The sequence below is a fragment of the Staphylococcus sp. GDY8P45P genome (assembly GCF_017892745.1).
Lineage (GTDB): Bacteria > Bacillota > Bacilli > Staphylococcales > Staphylococcaceae > Staphylococcus > Staphylococcus cohnii.
This window is the reverse complement of sequence record NZ_JAESLS010000007.1, coordinates 176,605-195,982: the sequence shown is the minus strand read 5'-3', so window position 1 is coordinate 195,982 and position 19,378 is coordinate 176,605. Positions and strand designations below refer to the sequence as shown.

Here is a 19,378-nt window from a genome sequence, read left to right as displayed (position 1 = left end):
TCTTTTTTAAAAGGATATGTACATTATAGTTAAAAATCACTATACTGTAATACGTGTTTGTACATAATTAGCAAGGAGAAAATTAATGAATCTTTTAAAACAAATCTTCAAAAAAGAAGATATTTCTAAATTTCAAAACAAAGATGCTCATTTAGAGCGCACGTTAAGAATAAGAGACTTTTTAGCTTTAGGTGTAGGTACAATTGTTTCTACTGCTATTTTTACATTGCCTGGTGTTGTAGCTGCTGATCACACAGGTCCATCAGTCAGTTTGTCCTTTTTAGTAGCAGCTATTGTAGCAGCTTTGGTGGCATTTGTTTACGCAGAAATGGCATCTGTTATGCCTTTTGCTGGATCAGCATATACATGGATTAGCATATTGTTTGGAGAATTTTTCGGATGGATTGTAGGTTGGGCTTTAATTGCTGAATATTTAATTGCGGTTGCTTTTGTAGCATCAGGATTTTCAGCTAATTTGAGAGGTTTACTAGAACCTTTTCATATATCATTACCTAATTCATTATCTAACTCTCTCGGTACAGACGGAGGTATCATTGATTTATTAGCAGCTATCGTGGTGATTATAACGGCGATATTGCTATACAGAGGAACGTCAGAAGCGGCACGTGTTCAAAATGCACTCGTGATACTTAAAGTATTGGCTATTCTCTTATTTATTATCGTAGGTTTATCAGTCATTGATATTGGTCATTACATACCTTTTATTCCAGAGTACCGTGAAACTGCAGCAGGCGCGTTTGGTGGCTGGCAGGGTATATATGCAGGTAGCTCTGTCATTTTTGTTGCTTATATTGGGTTTGATTCTATTGCTTCAAACTCTGGTGAAGCGATTAATCCGCAAAAAACAATGCCACGAGGAATCTTGGGCTCTTTACTGATTGCAGTTACATTGTTTATCGTCGTTTCACTTGTATTAGTGGGGATGTTTGATTATGCGCAATATAAAAATAATGCTGAGCCAGTAGGTTGGGCTTTACGTATGAGTGGACATAGTACTGTTGCGGTCATAGTGCAGGCAGTCTCAGTAATTGGTATGTTTACTGCTTTAATTGGTATGATGATGGCAGGTTCTCGCTTGCTTTATTCGTTTGGTAGAGATGGTATCTTACCGTCTTGGTTAGGAAAATTAGATAATAAAAATTTACCAAATCGTGCATTAATCATACTATCGATTGTTGCAATTATTATTGGCTCTGTTTTTCCATTTGGCTTTTTAGCACAATTAATTTCAGCAGGTGCGCTTGTAGCGTTTATGTTTGTTACAGTAGGTATTTTTTCATTGCGTAAAAGAGAAGGCCATGACCTACCAGAACCAGCATTTAAATTGCCATTTTACCCAGTGATGCCAGTGATTATATTTATTTGTGTGTTTATTGTGTTCTGGGGATTAAGTGGTCAGGCTAAGATCTATACATTGATTTGGTTTTGTATCGGCATCATTTATTATGTACTGTATATTTTAAAAAATCTTAAAAACATCAAAAATTAATATGTTAAAGATTTAAACCTTAATAAAAGTTGTATGACTTGGACAATATCTATGCATTAATTATTAAAGCATATGGTAATTCTTATTTGAGTAGAAATTTGGAATTAAACTTAAAACGTTAATTCCGCTTCTACTCATTTTTGCTTTGATTTAAATTTAGAAAGTAGGGATTATGTTATTACTTCAGACTAAAATATAGTACGGTATAAGTGGTTGGTATGAAAATGTGTATAAATTAAGTTTTAAATACCAAAAATCGCTAGCCAATTAAATTGAATAGCGATTTTTGTACATAATTTCTAAATTTTGTTTTTATTTCGTGATTTGCTTTGTTACTTAAATTTATTAACAAAACGATTTTTAAACACTAATATACTAAGTCCAGCAGTTAATGCTAATAAACCAGCACTGATACTTAAGATTTCAGCATTATTCTGTTGTCCAGTATCTGGTAAATTTTGTTGTTGTTCCATTTGGTTATCTTGAGCGTTTGGTGTAACGACTCCTTGTGGTGTATTAATTGATTGATTATTTTTATTGGCAATTTTTTGTGTTTCATTTTGTATAGATTGTTCGTATGCTTTTGGTGAAACTTCTGTTGGATTTGGTACGTTATTTTCTAATTGTTGATAATCTTCGATAGACATACCATCAGGTGTTACACCACCATATGGTCTATTACCTTGCGTAGTTTGATGTGCTTGTTGTTCTTCTTTTGCTTGCTCAAAAATACTTGCAACTTTTTCATTATAATTGATTTGAGATAGCTCTCCAGAATCTTTTTGTTGAGTAAGTTGTGTTATTTCATCTTGATATGTTTGTGGCAGAGCAGAGATATCAAAGTCGATGTTTGCCCATCCATCACCGTCTGGGTCAGTACTATTTGGTAGCGTTTCTCCTGTAACAGTTTTAGCACCATTTTCCTCAGCATTAGCTGTGCCTTGGATTCCTGTCACTGCTATTGAACTTGCTAATAATGACGTAAGTAAAATGTTTGATTTTTTCATTAATTATCCCCCTTTACTTTTATATTAGTATCATAAATGTAAAACTCTATCAATATTGTGGTAAATATTTTAAAAATATTTTAATAATGTTTACAATGGAAAGAATATATTCAATAGCAATAATCATTTTATTACTAAGATAAATGAAATTATGACGATGCATACTGAAAAAACGTTTTAAATACTTATTGTTATCATTTATATTAATTTTAATATATAAAAATTATTCTATGTTATGTTGTTTTTTTAAGGATAAAGCTAAAATGAGTACGATAATCAGTAGAATACCAATAAGTTGAAAACTACGAAATGTAACATTAAGCCAAAGCGCACTTGCTAATATGGCCATAACAGGTTCGATTGTGCCGAAAAGTGTGGTTTCTTTTGCTGATAAGTAATTTAAACTTTCAATAAAGAAAAAGAATGCTATAGCAGTTCCGGCAATAATACCAAAAGTTAAATAAAGTGCAGTCGATCCTGTTAAATTGGACCAATCAAACTGCCATATAGGTGCTTTGAAATTCATGACAATGCCTGAAATTAACATTGCCCAACCGACAACTAAAATAGACGGAAACCGAGTTAATAATTGTGTTGCGTAAAGTGTATAGAACGCAAGTGCTAAACCAGATATAATCCCCCAAATTACACTCGGTGTAGATACCACAAGTTTACTAAAAGATCCGTTGGTTAGTAGCAAAAAGGTACCTGATAATGTAAGGACAATCGTGATCAAATCAAAAAGTTTAAAGCGCTCTTTACGTCTGATAACATACCAAATAATGATATATACTGGCGCTATATATTGGAGTAAAGTAGCGATTGCTGCATTACCGAAATTGATAGACACCATATAAGCGTATTGAACGAGCAACATACCAAAAATTGAAAAAATAAAAAGTTGGAATAGGCTATGTTTATTTTTAAATATATCGAATAATGAAGATTTTCTATTAATTATTTTGTAAATCATTAATAAGAAGAAGCCACTGATTAATAACCTCGCAGTTACATACCAATTGATATCAATGTCCCTTTGTTGAAAAAGAAAATCTGATACTGTGCCACCGAGTCCCCAAAAGGATGCTCCTACAATTGCTAATAAAATACCTACGATTCGAAATTTTGTTTCATTTACCATATCATCACCTGTTAAATATTAATATATTCATACTATAGCGTGAAAATACACGATATAATATATAAAAATGAGCTTAAAATAACAAAATATTGAGGTGTCTAATTTATGTATCAAGAAATTATCGTAGAAAATACAAGAGAAGAGTTAATACAATTTCCTGATAAACAATGGAAACATATTATTTTACATACATATTTAAATCGCACGATATTTGGCTACATTCCTATACATTGGCACCACGCATTGCAATTCATGTATGTGATTAATGGAGCACTCAATGTTTCAATTGGTGACGACACATTTAATGTTAAAAAAGGTGACGGGCTTTTATCAATTCAAATGTTGTGCATGAGTTAACAAGTGAAGTGTCGCATACAGAGTATTTTTGTTGGAATATTGAGATACCAGAAACTACCAATTATGTAGAATTTAATTATGTGTCAGAAATTATGAATAAAGCACATCATGTGCCGTATATATACTTATCTCAAGATGACAAACAGCAACAAGAACTTATAGAGATTATTAACTCAGCTGGGCAAATATATGAAAATCAAAATTTATATTTTGAACTAGAGATTACTGCCAAATATTATAATGCAATAAAATGGTTATTGTTGCATTCAGCAGTGGTAAATGAACAAAAACGATACTATTTTGACTATCGTATTAAAAGACTGATGACGTTTTTACAAAGTCATTTTCACAAGAAAATTTCATTACAAATGTTAAGTGAAGAGATTCATATGAGTAAATCTGAAACGGTTAGATGCTTCAAATACTATGTAAACCAAACCCCTATGCAATACTTAGTGAATTTACGATTAGAGCACAGCGTAAGAATGTTGCGTAGTAAATATCCCTACACAATTACAGATATTGCAATGGCATGTGGTTTTTCAACAACGAGTTATTTTATAAAAGTTTTTAAAGAAAAATACAAGTTAACACCAAAACAGTTTCAGAAAAAGCAAATTGCCACAAAGTAATGATTCAATGTTTATTAGAAAAATTGTTAATTATAATGATAAGTAGATAAAATGAGTTTAATGCTAAATAAAAGGGGATTTTTTATGAATATTAAACTGATTGTCGTAGATATGGATGGCACATTTTTAAATGATGACAGCCAATTTAATAGTGAGACTTTTCAACTGTTAAAGGAAAATTGTGCAGATCAAGATATCCGCTTTGTTTTTTGTACTGGTAAACAATGTGAACGTGTGGAAAATATCGTAGGAGACCTCGCAACAAATACATTTATTGTAGGTGATAGTGCAACACGAATTAAATATAATGGAGATTTTATTTACAATGCAGAGATAGAAAATGAAAAAGCAAAAGAAATTATTGATACGATAAGGGAAATTGATGATACACAAACTATTCTGGCTTGTTCAAAAACTGGCGCTTATGTGTTAGACAATATTTCGGAGTCAGAGAAAAGGCACGTGCATGGTTCTTATCAACATGTGAACTATATTAAAGATTATAACGATATTGAAGAAGATTTATTAAAAATTACAGTTCATGATGCAAGTGGTCATTGTAAAGAGACTGCCGACCGTCTAAAACATTTTGAAAAAGACGTTTATATCGTAGCTTCAGATGAGGCATGGATTGATATTGCAGACTTGGGCGTGAATAAAGGAACCACAATTAATCGAATTCAGAATTTACTTCAAATTACGCCTGCAGAAACTATTGCATTTGGTGACGGATATAATGATTTAGATTTATTTAAAGCTGCCAAATATAAAGTCGCAATGGATAATGCCTATCCCGAATTAAAAAAAGAGGCTAATTTAATTGCAATTAATAATAATGAAGATGGTGTTGTACAAACTTTAAATTTACTTTTAGGATTCAAATAAAAGTAAATTTTTAATTGAATTAGAAAAATAGTAAAAAATCATAAAATAAATTGTACTTTGTATGATAATATCTATCTAGTGCGTATTTTTATATGCAATATTTAGATGAGGAGGCTCATGCATCGTGAGTACAAAGCAACAATCAAACAACAAATTGATTTTAGCTATTGTGTTAAGTGTGTTAACGTATTGGCTTTTTGCCCAATCGTTTATTAATATATCTACACAGGTTCAAAATACCTACCAAACAACACCAGGTGTTGTTAACTTATCTGTCAGTTTAGCATCATTTGCTACTGGTATTTTTATGGTAGGTGCAGGTGATGTTTCTGATAAAATAGGAAAACTAAAAATGACTTATATTGGTATCATTTTTAGTATTTTAGGCTCATTACTCATTATTGTATCTAGTGTGACAGCGTTCTTATTGGTAGGACGTATGCTGCAAGGACTTTCTGCGGCTATTTTACTTCCTTCTACTGTAGGCGTGATAAATGAGCAATTTAAAGGTAAGGAAATGCGTAGAGCATTTAGCTACTTGATGATTGGTAGTGTTGGTGGTATCGGTTTAGCATCGATGGTTGGTGGATTGATAGCTACATATGTCAATTGGCAATCTAACTTTATCATCTCTATTATTATTTCAATTATCGCATTTTGGTTATTGTGGGGAACAGAAGAAGTAGAAAAAGAAAAAATTGACACAAGACCATTTGATTATATTGGGATGTTTTTATTTGCAGTTTTAATAGGAAGTATTACTTTATTTGCTACACAAGGATTTGAACAAGGATGGTTCAGCACCTTTTCAATTACGTGTCTTGTAATTTTTGTACTTTCTACAGTTGTCTTTATATTCTTTGAAAGACAAAAACATGCACCATTCATTGATTTTTCACTATTTCGAAACCGTGGATTTGTGGGTTCTTCAATGATCAATGTTGTACTCAATTCTGGCGTAGGTACAACAACAGTATTTAATATGTATGCGCAGACAGAGTTAGGGTTAAATGCCTTTCAAGCAGGTCTTGTGACTGTACCTTATGTCATTATGGCAGTTGTGATGATACGTTTAGGAGAAAAATTATCCTTACGCTTTGGTGGTAAGCCACTGTTATTAGTAGGACCATTATTTCCAGCAATAGGAATTATGTTTATTAGTTTAACTGTATTACCAACAGATTGGTACGTAGGCATTGTCGTGTTTGGCTTTGTCATTTGTGCTATAGGAAATGGTTTATGTGCTACACCAGGAATTACAGTTGCAATTTTAACCATACCTGATGAAAAAGTTGGTTTAGCTTCAGGTATCTACAAAATGTGTGCAACACTAGGTGGCGCGCTAGGAATTGCGCTTAACACAACTATTTTTGCAGCAGTACAAGTCAACCATAGTGCTAGTGTAGCTGCGACTACTTCATTTTTAACAGGTTTATCAATTATGATTATTGGTGTGATTCTGACTCAAATCATTATACCTAAAAATATAAAAGCTTAAGCATTTATTTATAAATGATACTGTGCTATAAATTTCATATTTAAAAGGCGCCTTGTCAAATAGACAGTAAAAAATAAAATGTTTATGAGTCTGGTACATAAATCCCAGAAAAAGCACTCAGATGATTTAATTCATCTGAGTGCTTCTTTTTAATTCAATACTTCGTATTGTTGGCTCGCTTTCTTAGGGGACAGCTTCAGCCTGTAGTCTTCAGCTTGTCCTGTTCCCTCAAGAGTCTCGCCAAAATACGTCCCATTTGCCCAAGAACTTTATGTCTCTGGCTAATTTTTAATGTGCTTCGTTTTTTATTAAAAATGAAACTATGAACGATGTTAGAAAAGCCATTGAATTTTATAGTTATGTTTCCGACCGGTTACGTTATATTGGTGACCTCTTACGATAAAAGTACTGACAAAATAGAAGGGAATTATATAGTATAAGTAAAAAGAGGGGGCGGTACTATGGAAAGTGACGTACGAGTTCATCTGAAAATAGACGAAGTTCGCACTATAACAGAAGTAAACATCAATACTTTTGATAGAAAAACAGGTGAAAGTTTATTAGAACACATTAATAATTTCACATTTTCAAATTTAGATAAACTGGGGATTAAAACATCAGAAGGTATATTCATGATCAGTAAATCAGATATTATGTTCGCTGAAATATTTGATAAAGAAATCACAATTACGACAACAGAAAAAGAACTTACAACACGCATGTCTTTAAGTACATTACAACATAAATTGGCCGGAGCTTTCTTTATACAAATATCTAAATCATCAATTATTAATGTTCATTTTATAAAGAAAGTTAACCCATCATTCTCAGGTAATCTAATAGCTACACTTACGAATGGTAAAAAAGTGTCTATATCTCGAAGATACGTCAAAAATTTAAATAAAGCATTAGGCATATAACATATAAGGAGAGGATTATAATGAAAAGAATCTTAAAAGAAATGTTACAAGGTGTTGGATTTAGCAGTAGCATTACGATTATATTTCTCGCAGCTAATCATATGAGCATTGGTTTTGGTGATGTAATAGGAATATATTTCTTTGGAGCCGTTTGTGGTTTATTATCTAGTATTTATGTAGTAGATAATATACCTTTATTACTGCAATTATTCATTCATTTAAGTGGTAGTGTTATTTCATTTATTGCTGTAGCTTATCTTAATCATTGGTTACCAATGGAGGTTTCCACAGTTGTTTCATCAATTACTATATTTGTGATTATTTTTCTAATATTATGGTTTATATTTTTTATTAATAATATAAAACACAGTAAAAAAGTTAACGCTAAACTAAAAAACTAAAATAGAATTTGGCACAAAAGCATGGGTGTAAAATTCAAAAGAAAATAGCAATATAATCATTTTCGCTTACAGTACAGCACATCCTAATGATACAAAGATACCACAAAAAATAATTAGTATTTTTCAATAATCTCTTGCTTGATATCGCACTCTAAGGTTTATGGTTGGAATATATTCAAAGGAGGTTATATAATATGGGTAAATTTAATAGTCTACAGGACAAAGTTGTAGTTATTGCTGGTGGTGCTAAGAACCTTGGTGGTTTATTAAGTACTACTTACGCTAAAGAAGGAGCCAAATTAGTAATCCATCACCATGATGAAAAATCTTTAGATGATGCAAAAGCGACACTTACAAAAGTTGAAAACTTAGGCGGAGAAGGTACATTATTTTCTGGTGATTTGACAAACGTTAATAATGTCCAAGCTTTATTTCAACATGCTGAAGAGACATTTGGAAAAGTTGATATTGCAATAAATACTGTTGGTAAAGTGCTTAAAAAACCTATTTCAGAAACGACTGAAGAAGAATTTGATAGTATGGCAGACATCAACGCAAAGTCAGCTTATTTCTTTATTAAATATGCTGAAAAATCTATGAATGATAATGGTAAAATCATCACTTTAGCCACTGCATTGCTTGCTGCATACACAGGCTTTTATTCAACTTATGCTGGAGGCAAATCGCCTGTTGAGCATTATACACGTGCAGCATCATCAGAGTTTATGGATAGAGGCATTTCAGTAAACGCGGTCGCTCCTGGACCAATGGATACGCCATTCTTCTACCCACAAGAAAGCGAAGATGCTGTAGCATTCCATAAATCTCAAGCGCTTCATAACCAACTTACAAAAATAGAAGACATCGCGCCAATTATTATTTTCTTAACTTTAGATGGATGGTGGATCAACGGACAAACATTATTTGCTAACGGCGGTTATACGACACGCTAGTTTACTTATTAATCATGAGGAGGTCATTTTGATATGAATTACTTTTTAGCAATATTTAAAGGGAAAGAAACAGATATCAAAATTATTACAGAAACAAAGGTAATAGATGAAAAAAGTGTATCTGTGCCAAGTCATAGTTACGTTAAATCATTAGCTGAAGAGATTATTGAGCTATCACATCAAAATAATTTATTCCATAATGATATTAAAGGCATTGGTTTAAATATAGATGATCCTGAACACATTGGTTATAACAGTGTGGAGTCATTAAAGAACGATATGACATCGACATTTGGATTTGAAGCTATCATTGATAATGAATATGAAGATTTACTGGTTCAACTTATGAAATAGACAAAAAGGTGACTTTATAAAGTCACCTTTTTTAGGAGGTAAATTATGCAAGTAAAACAAGTTGCCGATAACTTAGGCATCAGTGAACATACCATTCGATATTATGATAAAGCAGGACTTTTTCCATTTGTTCAGAGAAATAAGAATGGTTATAGAGATTTTTCAGAAGAAGACTTATATTGGATTGAATTTATAAAATGTATGCGTCAGACACATATGCCCATATCAACGTTAAAAGAAATTGCGGAGTTATATCATCAAGGAAGTGACACAAAAACGAAGCGAAAAAATATATTTTTGGAACATCAAAAAAATTTAATTGAACAAAAAAAGATTATAGATCAAGGACTTCAAACTCTAGAAAAAAAATTTAAATTGTTGGAGAATGAATAGATAAAAGTACAGTACAAGAGAGAAAAAAGGAAAATACAAATTACTTTTTTCATTTTTTTATGGTACTTAACTTTAAATAAAAATATAGGTAGCTAGAGAAAATCTATACAATAAAAAATGTAATTTAAAAGTATTTTGTATCGATTTTTATTAGTTTCTTTAAATTATAAGATATAAAGATAGCCAAAACACATACACTATATGTATGTGTTTTAATCTTTTTAAAAGCAACATATAACTTAATAAAAATATTCAAGATACTAAAAATAAATCCGGTATTTTGAAAATAATTAAATTTATCATGTGTAACCATCTCAATAAAAAAGATATACTATTAATAAATTATGAACAATGCAGGAGTAGATTAAGATTGAAAAACACAAATAAAAAGCCACTGTTAGTAGAACTGAATGAAGATGATTTATACAATTACTATTACTGGAAGTATTTAGATCCTTTACAAAAAGCTAAGGAATGGAACGGACCATATATCGAAGAGAAAAAATGACGTTTATTGAATTCAAAAATAAATATAAAGAAAACAAATATCTTTATAAAAATGCATTATCTACCTTGGCAATAAAGTATGAAAATGAGTTCATAGGGATAGTTTCATCATATTGGAAAGATAAAAAGTCCAAATGGTTAGAATGTGGTATTGTCATATACAAAAATAATAACTGGGGACAGGGTTTAGGTTCTCAATTATTCAATAATTGGATTAATTATCTTTTTAAAGAAACAGATGCTAATAGAATAGGTATTTCAACTTGGTCAGGTAATATTAGAATGATGAAGTTAGCAAGTAAATCTGGGATGATTGAGGAAGCACGTATACGCAAGGGAAGAGTAGTTGAGGGTGAATTCTATGACGCGATACAAATGGGTGTTTTGAGAGAAGAGTGGCAAATTTAAGAGTATTTTTCTAAATATCTAACCTGTTCAATATATGTGTTGAAAAAGTGTAAAATGACTACCTGAGCTGAATCTCATACATAAACCCCACCAACACAATTAATTGCAAAGTGGAACTTTAATTTTCAGTTCAGTCATCTACTGATAAAATGAATGTGTCTGGGACGAATCAATGTTGTCCCAGATTCTTTTTTATCATCTTAAGCCATATTTACTTTTTTGATAAACTATTTGATTTATATACCCCTCATTCAACTATTTTCATATTTTTCTTAATCCACTTCTAAAACTGTCACAGCAGATGTTGTGCGTGTTTTCACAATTCACTATAAACGTAAAATTTAAAATTTTTGCATAAATTTCAAAAATAATGGTATATTACATGTAAGGGCTTACATACATAAAGAAAGGAGATATTTATAACTCAAAACTTTAATAGTTGGATTAAACATAGATAGGAGAAACTGTATGAAAATTATTCCATTTTCAGATTTGAAAGACATCGTAAATGAAGGTGATGTTATAGCTCTGGCAGCCTTATCTACAGCAAATTTACCAGCTGAGATACTTAAAACGTTAGTCGAACAATATGATGAAGATCAATCACTTAATAATTTAACGTTCATGCTTGCAAATGATATTAGTGATTATAGAGGAGACAGTTATGATTTAGATTCATTTGTTTCAAGGGGTATGGTCAAACGATTAATCACGAGTATTATTACTGGTTCACCAGTAACGATTCAAGCAATGCAAAACAATGAAATAGAGGCTTACTTCCTGCCTCAAGGTGTAATAACCACACATTATCGTGGAAGTACGGAAGCTTTTCCAGGTCCGATTACTAAAATTGGATTAAATACAAACGTGGATCCACGTTATTCAGGTGGCAAAGTCAATTCATGTACGACTGATGATTTAGTTTCTTTAATAAATATAAATGATGACACTTATTTGAACTACCGTTTTCCAGATATTGATATAGCTTTACTAAGAGGTACATATGCTGATGAAGAGGGCAATATTTACATGCAGCATGAGACACATTTAGGAGAAGGTTTTAGTTTAGCAGCAGCTACGCATAAAAATAAAGGTAAAGTCATTGTTCAAGTTAAAGAAGTGATTCAAAGTGGTCGTTTCAATCCAAATGAAGTGTTTATACCTGGTAAATTAGTAGATTATATTGTGGTGAACCGTGATCCAAAATATCATAGACAAGTGATTCAAACGTATTATGATCCGGCACTTTCAGGACATTATCAAATTACAGAGATGCGAGAACCATATATAGCATTGAACACTCGAAAAGTAATTTTGAGACGTGCTGCTCAATTTTTACTTCAAGGTGATGTCATCAGTATTGGTTTTGGCATAAATAATGAGTTATCCAATCTTTTAACTGAAGAAGGCGTTAATAATTTAGTACAGCCCAATATAGATACAGGCGTGTTTGGTGGTTTGATTAGCAGCGGAAAATATTTTGGTATGAACTATAACTTAAGTGCACGTATGAGACACGATATGACTTGGGATTTCATTTATAACGGAGGTGTTGATATAGCATTTCTAAGTTTTGCTCAAGTAGATTCCAAAGGTAATGTAAATGTCTCAAAATTTGGCAATAAAATGAATGGCTGTGGTGGATTTATCGACATAAGTCAAACGGTAAAAACAATTGTCTTTTCCGGTTCGTTAGTTGTCGGGGGTCAACTAAGTTATGAACAGCGCAAGGTAAATGTAGAACAAGAAGGTCATATACCAAAATTTATCAATGAAATTGATAATATCGATTTCAATGTTGAAAATGCGTTTTTGCTTGATCAAGAGGTGTACTTTGTCACCGAAAGGGCTGTATTTGAACTTACACAACAAGGATTAAAACTCATTGAAATAGCTCCAGGTCTTGATTTAGAGCGGGATGTTCTAGCGAATATGGAATTCAAGCCGCTCATTGCAACACATTTGAATGAAATGAATAGCGATATCTATCAAGATAAGTGGGGAGGATTGTCTGATGCAATAAAGTCGGATTATCGTATTTAAACTAAGGGGGAGAAAAATATGAACTACGACTGGATTAAAACGAGAGCGACATTTGACGATGAAAAAGCCGCAGTGATTGACCCATTCAAAGGCACAGAATGGACCTATCAAGATTTGAATATTCGTGCAGAAAATTTAGCTAATTATTTACAAGATCAAGGTGTAAAACGTGGTGATGTCGTCGGTATATTCACTCCTAATGATGTAGCATTATTAGATTTGATGTTCGCTTCATTTAAATTGGGTGCTGTATACTTGCCAATTAACTGGCGTTTGAAAACACAGGAAATAAAAAGTGTGATTGAAGATTCCAATGTCAAACTCATTTTTTATGCTGAGAAGCATGTTTCAAGTTTAGAAGGTATTGCAGATGATTTGCTACACATGGATATTGACTCAAAAGCATACGATGAAATAGTAGATCCTTCGCAACACCGTCCATTCAATACTGTTAGTGTGGAAGGAAGCGATTTAGCGTCATTAATGTATACAAGTGGTACGACAGGGCTACCTAAAGGCGTTATGTTTTCATACGATTCTTTTGTAAATAATCCAATTAATATAGCACTGACTTATAAAATTAATTCGACATATACAACAATTGTTTCCACACCAATGTTTCATGTCTTAGGATTTAACGATTTGACACTGCCTCTATTAATGGCTGGCGGCACACTGATATTACAGCGTTACTTTAATGGCGAAGCGTTAAATGATTTAATGGCTCAGTACCAACCTAATTATTTAATTCAGATTCCAACGATGTATTACGCCATGTTAGTAGCTGAAAATTTCGATCTAAAAAACTTTGAAAGTATCGATTTCTTAATTCAAGGTGGTTCATCACCTTTACCAATGGTACAAAAGAAATTTAATAGCTTAGGCTATTCAATTATTAACGGTTATGGTTTAACTGAAGCACCGCTTGTCATGGTTAATACACCTGAGAATGGTGCACAGAAACCAGGCAGTATTGGTAAGCCGGTCATGTTTATGGATATATGTATATTTGATGATAATTTTGAAGAAGTAGAAGTTGGTGAAATTGGTGAACTTGGCGTTCGTGGTAATAATATAACACCTGGTTATTGGAACAAACCGGAAGAAACTGCAAAAACATTTCATGGCGAATATTTCTTAACAGGTGATTTAGCAAAAGTAGACGAAGATGGTGATGTCTATATTGTTGATCGTCGTAAAGAAATGATTATTACTGGTGGTGAAAATGTCTTACCTTCCGAAGTAGAAACGGTATTAGCAGAACACCCACTCGTAGCTCAAGGTGTTGTCGTTGGATATGACAGTCCTAAATATGGTGAATCAGTTGCTGCAGCAGTTGTACTTACCGAAGATGACCCGGATTTTGAAGCAAAATTAGATGCGCATATGCGTGAAAATATAGCTGGTTATAAAATACCGAGATTATATCTGAAATTGACACACATGCCATTGAATTCAACGTCAAAAGCAGACAAATTAGAACTTCAGAAATACATGAATGAGAAAGCCCAACAAGAAGCAAAAGATGTTGACGATTTGAATTAAAATAAAATGCTGAAAAGCACAAAATTTTTTTACTATAAATGTAAGCGCTATCAAAAAATGGAGGTTTTTATTATGCCAACAAAAGAAGAAACATTAAAAGCATTGTACCCAGAAGATATTTTAAGTATTGGAAAAGATTTAACAGAAGGTGAAGTTAAATTATTAAAACAATTGAATGACATGTTAGAAGAAAAGTATCGTGATTCTGTCAATGAACATTGGTTAAATGCCACTGAGCCAGAAGATTATTTTAACGAGTTAGGTAAACTTAACTATTTTAATAATCCATTGCTTTTTGAAGGACGTGAAGGCGCTCGTACACCGAGTCAAATGTTCCAATTTTTCATGTCATATACGATTGCAAGATTTGATGTATCTTTAGCAACGTTGCTAGGTGTGCATCAAGGATTAGGGCATAATTCATTCTGGTTTGGCGGTAGTAAAGAGCAACAGGCATATTACCTACCAAAGTTACAATCGCATGAATTACGTACTTGCTTTGCACTAACGGAACCAGAACATGGCTCTGATGTCGCAGGTGGATTAGAAACAACTGCAAAACGTCAAGGCGATGAATGGATTATTAATGGTGAAAAGAAATGGATTGGTGGAGCAAATGTATCAGATGTTATGCCAGTTTATGCCGTAGATGTTGAAACAGGAAAACCTAAAGGCTTCATTATTGAACCAAGCCAAGAAGGTGTAGAAATTGAACTGTTAGAACATAAAATTGCACTAAGAATCGTACCTAATGCAAAAATTCGTTTGAAGAATGTCGTTGTCAAAGAGGAACAACGCTTACAAAATATCAATAGTTTTAAAGATATAGCGAAAGTTTTATATTCAACACGTGCAGGTGTTGCATATATGGCAACAGGTGCAATGGCCGGTGCATTGAAAGCAACGACAGATTACGTAACAAAACGTAAACAATTTGGTAAAGAAATTAGTAAATTCCAACTCATTCAAGAAAAATTGGCAATGATGCAAGGAAACTTAGCACAAGCCATGGCTACATGCGCACAGCTCGCACGTATGCAGGCTAACGGTGAATACGATGAAGTAGCGACTTCAACAGCTAAAATGATGAATTCATTAAGATTAAGAGAGACTGTAGCTATGGGTCGTGGTGTTCATGGTGGTAACGGTATCTTAGCTGGAGAGTATGATATTGCTCGTTTCTTTGCGGATGCAGAAGCGATATACACATATGAAGGTACGCACGAAGTCAACGCACTGGTTATCGGCAGAGCAATTACAGGAGATTCCGCATTTATATAAAAATTTATGCTTAAATGGTTAATGAAAAAATTGGAGGGTTTAGTATGACGATAAGAAAAGCAACAGTGCTAGGTGCAGGAACAATGGGTAGTCAAATTGCTGCACTACTTGTAAATGCAGGCTTAAAAGTTAAATTATTGGATATTGTCATTGATGAAAATGATCCAAACAAAATCTCGAAAAAGGCTTATGAAGTAATAACAAATCCTAAACGTCCACAACTGTTTGATTTATCATTTGCCTCAAACTTATCATATGGTAATTTCAATGAAGATTTACAAGATGATGATGCAGATATATATATTGAGGCAGTGAAAGAAGAAGTGGACATAAAGCATCAAATTTGGGATCAAGTTAAAAAAGTAGCAAATGACGATGCAGTGTTTGCAACAAATACTTCAGGTATTCCAATTGAAGCAATTGCAGAGGTATTTGACGATAGTGATAAAGAAAGATTTTTCGGTATGCACTTCTTCAATCCACCAAGAATAATGAAATTAGTGGAAGTTATCCCAAATAAACAAACGCATTCAGAGGTTGTCGAACGGGTACAAGCTTTTGCAGAAGATGTATTAGGTAAAGGTGTAATTGTAGCAAACGATGTACCTGGATTTGTTGCCAATAGAGTCGGCACACAAACAATGAATGATATTATGTATCGAGCAGAACAACAAGGTTTCTCTATTACTGAAGTTGACGCATTAACAGGTCGCAGTATTGGTCGACCTAAAATGGGCACATATGGGTTATCTGATTTAGTAGGATTAGATATTGCTATGGCTGTGATCAAAGGATTACAAAAAATTCCAGAAGAGCAACCATTCTTCAAGGATGTAGCACTTTCTGAAAAATTAGCAAAAAATGGTGCATTAGGTAATAAAACAAAACAAGGTTTTTATAAAAAAGTAAATAAACAGCGTTATGTATATGATGATAAGCAAAATGACTATGTTGAACCTAAACACCCACAATTAGAAATTTTAGGTCGCTTTAGTAAAGATCTTGCCTCAAATTTAGATGTTATCTTTAATGCGCAAGATGATGCGGGCGTATTCTTATGGGAAACATTGCGAAATAATTTCTACTATTCAGCAGTGAATGTACCAAAAGCTGCGGAAGATTTTAAAGATATTGATCGCGCATTAGTTTGGGGCTTTAACTGGAAATTAGGACCATTCCAATTATGGGATTTAATGGGATATGAACGTGTTAAATCTCGTATGAAAGAAGAATTAGGTCAATTACCAGATTGGATTGAGCAACGCAACGAAGCATTTTATGCTGAAGGTGAATCTATTGAACGCGTAACACCAGTAACATCTTATATCGATTCAGAGTTGTGGGATAGATCGGATTCTAATTTATCTATAGCGAATAAAGATCAACTATTATTAAAATTACAAAGTAAAAATAATGTCATTTCAAATAGCTTTTTATCTGACTTATTAGAAGCTATTGATAAGCTTGAAAATGAAGACTTTACGAGCATGGTGATTTACGCAGGCGGTAACAACTTTAGTGTAGGTGCTAATTTATATCAAATGAAGAAAGCACATGAAGACGGAAAAGTAGTTTCTGAAGTAGGTGAAGCGGTCGAACAATTACATCATGTATTTGCGAGACTGAAACATGCATTGAAACCTGTTGTAACAGCTGTTCAAGGACGTGCATTAGGCGGTGGTTGCGAACTCGTACTACATTCACCAATTGTTGTAGCGGCAAGTGAGTCTTACATTGGTCTTGTAGAAACAGGTGTAGGTTTATTGCCAGCAGGTGGCGGACTCGCAGAACTCACGGATCGCATTATGCGTACAAATCATAAAAATGATGATAAACAAGCGTCTATTACTAAAATTTTAATGCAGATTGGTTTTGCTAAAGTGTCTACAAATGCTTACGAAGCTAAGAGATATGGCTATTTAAAAGAAACAGATACGGTTATTTTAAATACCGAAAGACGTATTGAAATTGCATTGAAACGTGCGCGCTATGAATCCGAAGCAAATTATGTACCACTTCCAAAATCTCAATACATCGCTTTAGGCCGAGACTTTAAAGCCTTAGCAGAAGGTCAATTAGATGCACAGCGTGTAGGTCACTTTATTAGTGATTACGATTATGAAATAACATTGAAGGTTGCAGAAGTACTGAGTGGTGGAGATGTTCCACGTAACACCTATGTAAATCAAAGATATTTACAAAAACTTGAAAAAGAAAGATTCTTAGAATTACTTCAAAATAAAAAAACATACGATAGAATTTCTCATATGTTAGAAAAAGGAAAACCACTACGCAACTAATAATCGAACATTATAGAAGAAAGGGTGAAACTAAATGCGAGATGCATATATAGTAGCTTATGGACGTTCAGCAGCTGGTAAGGCAAAAAATGGTGCAATGACTCATGAAAGACCTGATGAAGTTGCTGCAAAAGTATTGAAAGGTGTTTTAGAAAGAGTTGGAGGTTCGTTTGAACCTAATATGGTTGAAGATGTCATTGTTGGGAATTCATTTCCAGAAGGCTTGCAAGGGCAAAATATTGCTAGAACGATTGCTTTATTAGCAGGAATGCCTAATGAAGTACCAGGTCAAACAGTCAATCGTTATTGTTCTTCAGGCTTACAAACGATTGCACATGCAGCAAATCAAATTAAAGCGGACCAAGCGGACATTCTTGTTGCCGGAGGTATTGAACTAATGAGTGCAGTACCGATGGGAGGCAATGAACCGACCAATAACCCAATTCTGCAAGACGAAGATTCTGGTGTTTCTTATCCGATGGGTTTAACTGCTGAAATGGTTGCTGAAACTTATAAGGTTTCTAGAGAAGATCAAGATGCCTATGCAGTACAAAGTCATGCTCGTGCTGCTAAAGCACAAGCAGAAGGTAAATTTGAAGATGAAATTATTCCGATTGAAGTGAATAAAGTAGATTATAATGAAAATGGCCCAGTCGTATCGCAGGAAGTATTTAAAGATGATGAATTGATTAGACCAGATACGAATCAAGAAGCATTATCTAAATTACCCACTGTTTTTAAGGCGGATGGCACAGTGACTGCAGGCTCCTCGGCACCCTTGACTGACGGCTCAGGTTTTGTAGTGGTTATGTCAGGAGAAAAGGTGAAGGAATTAGGCGTAGAACCGATTGCAAGATTCGTAGGCTTTAAAGCAGTTGGGGTAGATCCTAAATTGATGGGTATAGGGCCTGCCTATGCAATTCCTGAAGTGTTAAAACAAGCAAACTTGAATGTAGATGATATTGATTTAGTAGAGTTGAATGAAGCTTTTGCATCTCAAACAATCGCTTCAATGAGAGAGACAGGTTTAGATACTCAAAAGACAAATGTTAATGGCGGTGCAATTGCCTTAGGTCATCCATTGGGTGCTACGGGTGCGATGTTAGTCGGCAGATTACTTTCAGAAATGAAAAAACGCCCAGATACACAATATGGTATGGTTACAATGTGTATCGGTGTTGGTATGGGTGCTGCAGGTATCTTTGAATATGTAAGGTAATAATTTAAAGATTAAGTAGTAATA

General features: G+C 33.4%; 19 protein-coding genes. 17 read left to right on the top strand and 2 right to left on the bottom strand.

The window, feature by feature from the left end; translation table 11 throughout:
• The first annotated feature begins 85 nt into the window (after positions 1-85).
• On the top strand, positions 86-1,510 hold the full coding sequence (locus tag KA873_RS08970) for an APC family permease (protein WP_107384175.1): 1,425 nt from the start codon (positions 86-88) through the stop codon (positions 1,508-1,510).
• A 332-nt stretch (positions 1,511-1,842) separates the two neighbouring features.
• Here KA873_RS08970 and KA873_RS08965 read toward each other — a convergent pair whose 3' ends face one another.
• On the bottom strand, positions 1,843-2,517 hold the full coding sequence (locus KA873_RS08965; RefSeq protein ID WP_210140262.1) for an LPXTG cell wall anchor domain-containing protein: 675 nt from the start codon (positions 2,515-2,517) through the stop codon (positions 1,843-1,845).
• A gap of 223 nt (positions 2,518-2,740) precedes the next feature.
• On the bottom strand, positions 2,741-3,658 hold the full coding sequence (locus tag KA873_RS08960) for a DMT family transporter (protein ID WP_210140261.1): 918 nt from the start codon (positions 3,656-3,658) through the stop codon (positions 2,741-2,743).
• Positions 3,659-3,763: 105 nt separating this feature from the next.
• On the opposite strand from KA873_RS08960, the gene KA873_RS13590 reads away from it, so the two are divergent.
• From KA873_RS13590 to KA873_RS08890, 16 genes are all read left to right on the top strand, one after another.
• Complete coding sequence (locus KA873_RS13590; RefSeq protein WP_245337695.1) at positions 3,764-4,015, top strand: AraC family ligand binding domain-containing protein; 252 nt, start codon at positions 3,764-3,766, stop codon at positions 4,013-4,015.
• An 8-nt stretch (positions 4,016-4,023) separates the two neighbouring features.
• On the top strand, positions 4,024-4,647 hold the full coding sequence (locus tag KA873_RS13725; RefSeq protein ID WP_348634382.1) for a helix-turn-helix transcriptional regulator: 624 nt from the start codon (positions 4,024-4,026) through the stop codon (positions 4,645-4,647).
• An 84-nt stretch (positions 4,648-4,731) separates the two neighbouring features.
• On the top strand, positions 4,732-5,532 hold the full coding sequence (locus KA873_RS08950) for an HAD family hydrolase (protein WP_107386052.1): 801 nt from the start codon (positions 4,732-4,734) through the stop codon (positions 5,530-5,532).
• Between the two features lie 121 nt (positions 5,533-5,653).
• Positions 5,654-7,030 (top strand): MFS transporter, encoded by a 1,377-nt coding sequence (locus KA873_RS08945; protein ID WP_394858324.1) that lies wholly within the window; start codon positions 5,654-5,656, stop codon positions 7,028-7,030.
• A gap of 461 nt (positions 7,031-7,491) precedes the next feature.
• Positions 7,492-7,950: a LytTR family DNA-binding domain-containing protein gene (locus tag KA873_RS08940; protein WP_107523298.1), complete on the top strand. Its 459-nt coding sequence runs from the start codon at positions 7,492-7,494 to the stop codon at positions 7,948-7,950.
• A 20-nt stretch (positions 7,951-7,970) separates the two neighbouring features.
• Entirely contained in the window at positions 7,971-8,351 is a 381-nt protein-coding gene (locus KA873_RS08935; protein ID WP_107523297.1) for a DUF3021 domain-containing protein, read from the top strand.
• A gap of 194 nt (positions 8,352-8,545) precedes the next feature.
• Positions 8,546-9,304 carry an SDR family oxidoreductase gene (locus tag KA873_RS08930; RefSeq protein WP_107386049.1) on the top strand — a complete coding sequence of 253 codons (759 nt, stop codon included), beginning with the start codon at positions 8,546-8,548 and terminating at the stop codon, positions 9,302-9,304.
• A gap of 33 nt (positions 9,305-9,337) precedes the next feature.
• Complete coding sequence (locus KA873_RS08925) at positions 9,338-9,658, top strand: hypothetical protein (RefSeq protein WP_210140260.1); 321 nt, start codon at positions 9,338-9,340, stop codon at positions 9,656-9,658.
• A gap of 45 nt (positions 9,659-9,703) precedes the next feature.
• A complete protein-coding gene (locus KA873_RS08920) occupies positions 9,704-10,051 on the top strand; it encodes a MerR family transcriptional regulator (protein WP_107386048.1) in 348 nt (115 codons plus the stop codon).
• 370 nt (positions 10,052-10,421) lie between these two features.
• On the top strand, positions 10,422-10,559 hold the full coding sequence (locus KA873_RS13580) for a hypothetical protein (RefSeq protein WP_245337694.1): 138 nt from the start codon (positions 10,422-10,424) through the stop codon (positions 10,557-10,559).
• Positions 10,556-10,966, top strand: coding sequence for a GNAT family N-acetyltransferase (locus tag KA873_RS08915; RefSeq protein ID WP_245337693.1), 411 nt, complete (start codon positions 10,556-10,558; stop codon positions 10,964-10,966). Before KA873_RS13580 ends, KA873_RS08915 begins: the two co-directional genes overlap by 4 nt.
• Before the next feature lie 468 nt (positions 10,967-11,434).
• Entirely contained in the window at positions 11,435-13,009 is a 1,575-nt protein-coding gene (gene fadX, locus KA873_RS08910; RefSeq protein ID WP_107384170.1) for a fatty acid degradation protein FadX, read from the top strand.
• An 18-nt stretch (positions 13,010-13,027) separates the two neighbouring features.
• Positions 13,028-14,554, top strand: coding sequence for a long-chain-fatty-acid--CoA ligase FadD (gene fadD, locus KA873_RS08905; protein ID WP_107384169.1), 1,527 nt, complete (start codon positions 13,028-13,030; stop codon positions 14,552-14,554).
• Positions 14,555-14,626: 72 nt separating this feature from the next.
• Positions 14,627-15,835 (top strand): acyl-CoA dehydrogenase FadE, encoded by a 1,209-nt coding sequence (fadE, locus tag KA873_RS08900; RefSeq protein ID WP_107384168.1) that lies wholly within the window; start codon positions 14,627-14,629, stop codon positions 15,833-15,835.
• A gap of 44 nt (positions 15,836-15,879) precedes the next feature.
• Positions 15,880-18,135 carry a 3-hydroxyacyl-CoA dehydrogenase/crotonase FadB gene (fadB, locus tag KA873_RS08895; protein ID WP_192959245.1) on the top strand — a complete coding sequence of 752 codons (2,256 nt, stop codon included), beginning with the start codon at positions 15,880-15,882 and terminating at the stop codon, positions 18,133-18,135.
• A 34-nt stretch (positions 18,136-18,169) separates the two neighbouring features.
• Complete coding sequence (locus KA873_RS08890; protein WP_107384166.1) at positions 18,170-19,354, top strand: thiolase family protein; 1,185 nt, start codon at positions 18,170-18,172, stop codon at positions 19,352-19,354.
• The last annotated feature ends 24 nt before the right edge of the window (positions 19,355-19,378 follow it).